1 protein-coding gene is annotated in these 525 nt (G+C 67.6%); it reads left to right on the top strand.

Going from position 1 to position 525, the window contains the following annotated elements; all coding sequences use genetic code 11:
- Positions 1-100: 100 nt before the first annotated feature.
- Positions 101-525: bifunctional hydroxymethylpyrimidine kinase/phosphomethylpyrimidine kinase (locus AAE045_RS24280; protein ID WP_455549849.1), on the top strand; the 425-nt coding region annotated here is incomplete at its 3' end.

Raw genomic sequence — 525 nt, 5'->3', positions numbered from 1 at the left:
GGCACCGGTCTGGGCTACGTGCTGTACCGGCAGTGGGCGCTGCTGCGGGCGCGCTGACGGCGCGGCAGCAATACGGCGGCAAACATTGCACAATCGAGGCATGACGCCTTCCAGCCCCGTTTCCGCCCTGACCATCGCCGGCTCCGATTCCGGCGGTGGCGCAGGCATCCAGGCCGACCTGAAGGCCTTCGCCGCCCATCGCGTACATGGCCTTTCGGCGATTGCCGCGCTGACCGCACAGAACACCCGCGGCGTCACCGCCGTGCACGTGCCGCCACTGGAGTTCCTGCAGGCGCAGATCGACGCCTGCTTCGCCGATTTCGATATCCATGCGGTGAAGCTGGGCATGCTCGCCAATGCCGAGGTGATCGGCCTGGTGGCCGACGCGCTGGAAAAGCACCGCCCGCCGCATGTCGTGCTGGATCCGGTCATGGTCGCCACCAGCGGTGCCAAACTGCTTGAAGACGCCGCCCTGAAGGCCATGCGCACGCGCCTGGTTCCACTGGCCACGCTGCTCACGCCCAA

Origin of the sequence: Dryocola clanedunensis (assembly GCF_038405435.1) — a bacterium.
GTDB lineage: Bacteria > Pseudomonadota > Gammaproteobacteria > Enterobacterales > Enterobacteriaceae > Dryocola > Dryocola clanedunensis_A.
This window is presented reverse-complemented; position numbering and strand designations above follow the sequence as displayed.